This window comes from Hydrotalea sp. AMD, from assembly GCF_004100315.1.
Taxonomy (GTDB): Bacteria; Bacteroidota; Bacteroidia; order Chitinophagales; family Chitinophagaceae; genus Hydrotalea; species Hydrotalea flava.
This window is the reverse complement of record NZ_SCKY01000062.1, coordinates 1-4078: the sequence shown is the minus strand read 5'-3', so window position 1 is coordinate 4078 and position 4078 is coordinate 1. Positions and strand designations below refer to the sequence as shown.

Sequence of the window (4078 nt, the reverse complement as noted above, 5' to 3'; positions counted from 1 at the left end):
TATGGTATTGATTTGTTCATCATCACTAGCAATTTAACATTAATTCTTCATTTCATCCAAAATATATTCCCGCAGATGTATAAAATAATCTGTTTTTAAAATATTGTTGTTTTGGAACTTTTTCTTTCAGGAAACATTTTCCCTAAAAATATAAGAAACACTCCCAGTCCTGCAAATACAAAAAATAAAATCAAGGCATTCAAAAGGGTTTGTTGCCATCCAATTTGTATAACATTTACAAATGGATAAGGATAAAAACCGGAAAACGATCCTCTGATTAAAATGTATACCAAATATAACAATGGATAAATGAGCCAGCCCAAAATTTGCCGATATTGCACTTGTTTTCGTGCTTCAAATTCATACCAATAAACAATCACAAGCAATGGATTCACAGAATGCAACATTTCATCCACCGGCTTTTGCAAACCAACTGGCTGCCACAAAGGCCGCAACACAATTTGATATACCAGCCCTACTATTGTAATATAAACAGTAATAGCAGTTAGTGAACCGGGACCAGATAATAAATGCATAGACCTAAATTGCACCGTAAAATAAACTGCAGCTACTGTATTAGTAAGAATGGTGAAAAAACTAAAAAAGCGAACCAGGGTTTCAGGAACAGATACTACCCTGTTTTGAAGCATTAAGTACAATTGCAAAGCGACCGATAACCAGATAATGCAGGCAAAGAACAAAGCTATTTTTTTACGCATAATGATTTATTTTTTAAAAACACAACTTTCAGGAAATTAATAGCTGCAGGTTTTTAGTGCTGAAATAATAATTTGAAAAAATGAACTGATGCTGTTTGGTATAACAATATAACACAATTACATAAAAATGGTTAAAATATAAATCATACCAAAAGCCATCAAGCCCATGAAGAAAGTAGCGATTGTAAAAACGTGAAGCATCGGCTTCATTTCAACTGATGAAAATTTGGCTACCACCCAAAAATAAGAATCGTTGGGATGTGAAACAATCATTGAACCGGCTCCCATAGCTAACACACTCATAATGGTTCCATTTGGAGTAGCCAAACCCAAAACAGTCAAAAAGGGTAGAACAATGGAAGTGGTTGTAATTACTGCAACGGTTGTAGAACCTTGTGCCGTTTTTAAAATAACTGCAATTAGGAAAGGAAATAATATGCCTAAATGTTTTAAAGGCAATTGGCTGGCATACTGGCCAATATTTGTAGCTGTTAATACTGCTCCAAATGCGCCTCCTGCAGCTGTGATCATTAATATATTACCCGCTTTTTCTACAGCATGTTGTAATACCAACTGCAGCCCATTTGAGTTATATTTACGAATACTGCTTAATGCCAGCAATACACCAATGGTTAGCGCAGCAACAGGATCGCCCAATACGAGCCAGGAATGCAAAAAATGAGTGGGAGGAATTTGGGAATTCAAAACAGATTTTGCTGCAATCAGTACAATAGGTAAGATAACCGGTAAAAAAGCGGAAATAACGCCGGGGCATTGCTGTATTATCTCCGTTGCTTCCTTATCAAGAGGGGTAATAGCCTGAACAGAAATTTTTTTTCCGGCATAGATTGCCCAAAAATATCCGGTTAACATGGCCGGTATCGCCACCAGTATTCCCGTCCACAAAAGTTTTCCCAAATCAACCTGCAGCAGTAATGCAGCAGCTGTAATGCCCGGATGTGGCGGCACTAATGCATGTACAGCAAATAAACCCGTGGATAAACAAACTGCCAGCACAATCATAGGTATGCCCGTTTTTCTTGCCAGAGTGTTATTCAAACCACTTAATACTATATATCCTGAATCACAAAAAATGGGTAACCCAACCAAAAAGCCGGTGATGCTCATGGCAAAGGCAGCATTTTTTTCACCCACCAGCTTTAAAATATACTGCGCCATAACCGTTGTACTTTTGGTATGCTCCAGTAATGCACCTAAAGTAGTACCCAGAACAATCAATAAACCCAACGATTGCATGGTATTGCCAAATCCGGTTTTCATTGCCGTAATAATAGCATCAGCCGGTAATTGCACACCCAATCCTACCACCACAGCGGCAATGCATAAAGCAAAGAAAGGCGATAGCCTATATTTTACCGTTAAAAGTATAATCAGGAATAATCCTACTATAAAAACAACGAGTAATTGAAGCATAGGTTGTGTTTATATGAAGTGATGTATGCCAATGGATGTAAAATCAGGGTATCAACACGATTACCAAATCCATCACATTGGTTTGTGTGGGGCCTGTTTTTATTAATCCATTTACAGCTTCAAAAAAATGATAGGAATCGTTTTGCTGTAAGTATTCCGTTGCATTGATTCCCAATTGAATTGCTTGTTGCATCTGTTCAATATTTGTATAAGCTCCGGCAGCATCGGTGGGGCCATCGGTTCCATCAGTACCGCCGGATAAAATAACCAGATTGGAATGTTCCGGCAATGCCAGTGCAGCAGACAATGCTAATTCCTGATTACGTCCGCCTATGCCTTTTCCCTGAATGGTAACGGTAGTTTCACCCCCGAACAACAAACAACCGGGGCGTGGCCCATTATAGCCAATTGCTTGTTGCACAATTGCAACACCCACTTCTTTTGCTTCGCCGGTTAGGTGCCGGGGAACAATTGTAGTATGGTATCCTAATTTTTCTGCAGTATTTTTTGCCGACTGCAATGCCGTACCATTATTACCCAATAGAAAATAATGCGTTTTTTTGAAACAGGAGTCATCATTTTCGGGTGTATCAGCAATCATCCCGTTCAGCCCTTTCTGCAAATGTTGTATTACTGAATTTGGTATGCGATGTTGTAAATGATATTTCAGTACTACTGTCCATGCGTCAGCAAAAGTAGTAGTATCCGGAAAAGTAGGCCCGGAGCCAATTATAGAGGGGTCATCTCCAATCACATCTGAAATGGCAAACGTAATAACACTGGCCGGCATCAGTAATCTGGCTAATTGTCCACCTTTAATTGCACTTAGGTGTTTGCGCAGCGTGTTCATTTCCTGAATGGTAGCACCCGATGCCAATAACAATTGAAAAGTTTGCTGCAGTTCAAATAAAGCAATACCCGGTGGTGTATCTGCTAACAGCGCAGAAGCACCGCCGGATAATAAAAACAGTACCACATCCTGTTCGGTTAACTGCTGTGCAAAATGAATAATAGCTTGGGCGGCAATTAAACTTTGTGCATCAGGCAAAGGATGCCCCGCTTCTATTAATTGCATATTTTGTAATGGCAATCCGTGACTGTATTTTGTAACGGCTATACCACCCGAAAGCATTTTGCCTACAATAGTTTCTGTAGCTAAAGCCATGGCAGCAGCGGCTTTTCCTGCAGCCAATACATATATTTTGCCATTGGGATGAAGCCTGAATGGTAATTCTTCAGCATACAACACACCACTCTTCACCTCCAACTTGCTTTGTAATAACACCGCAGGTTGAACAGCTGCAATAGCTTGCTGAAATATATATACTGCATCTTCGGTTAATAACATATATTTACTTTATACAGCTACCGTATAAAGATACTGTGTTGTAGCGATGTAGTAGTGTACAACAACAACATTCAATTGATTTGTATTTTATACAACAATAAAGTTAGAAAAGACCATATTGGTTGTTAACGTATTTTTACGTTTTGAAATAGATATTAAATATAATTTTTACAGGCATCGTAAAATATAATTGCTACACTTGAAATGGAGGGAAAATAAGCTGAACCCCAAAATATGCCACTGAAGAGAACCTGAAATTTTACTTATATTTATAAGAATCGAATAAAATGGACTTAATTGTTATTACTCCTCCTGAAAATACATCTAATGAAACAGAAATGATTCATCAGATGTTTCAATTAGACTTACAGAGGCTTCATATTAGAAAACCGAATGCAAGTATAGAAGATTACCATAAATTTATTGAAAAGATAGACCCCTCTTTTTACTCCCGCATTTCTATTCATGCACATCCGGAGCTAATAAAAAGTTTTACATCAATCGGATATCATTGCACAGGAACCACATTGCAAAACCCTGCAAAAATGGCTTCTGTTTTTTCAAATGCCCCAAGAAT

The 4078-nt window shown here is 38.2% G+C and carries 4 protein-coding genes; 1 reads left to right on the top strand and 3 read right to left on the bottom strand.

All coding sequences use genetic code 11. The annotated features are described in order from the left end of the window. Positions 1-95: 95 nt before the first annotated feature. From EO766_RS17835 to EO766_RS17825, 3 genes are all read right to left on the bottom strand, one after another. A complete protein-coding gene (locus tag EO766_RS17835; protein ID WP_287101736.1) occupies positions 96-719 on the bottom strand; it encodes a Pr6Pr family membrane protein in 624 nt (207 codons plus the stop codon). Positions 720-836: 117 nt separating this feature from the next. After that, the gene (locus tag EO766_RS17830) at positions 837-2153 is read right to left on the bottom strand and encodes a GntP family permease (protein WP_287101734.1); all 1317 of its coding nucleotides are present in this window, start codon (positions 2151-2153) and stop codon (positions 837-839) included. A gap of 43 nt (positions 2154-2196) precedes the next feature. After that, a complete protein-coding gene (locus EO766_RS17825) occupies positions 2197-3501 on the bottom strand; it encodes a glycerate kinase type-2 family protein (RefSeq protein WP_074418210.1) in 1305 nt (434 codons plus the stop codon). A gap of 287 nt (positions 3502-3788) precedes the next feature. Between EO766_RS17825 and EO766_RS17820 the strand changes: the two genes are divergently transcribed. Continuing rightward, the coding region (locus tag EO766_RS17820; RefSeq protein ID WP_287101733.1) for a hypothetical protein at positions 3789-4078 on the top strand (290 nt) is incomplete at its 3' end.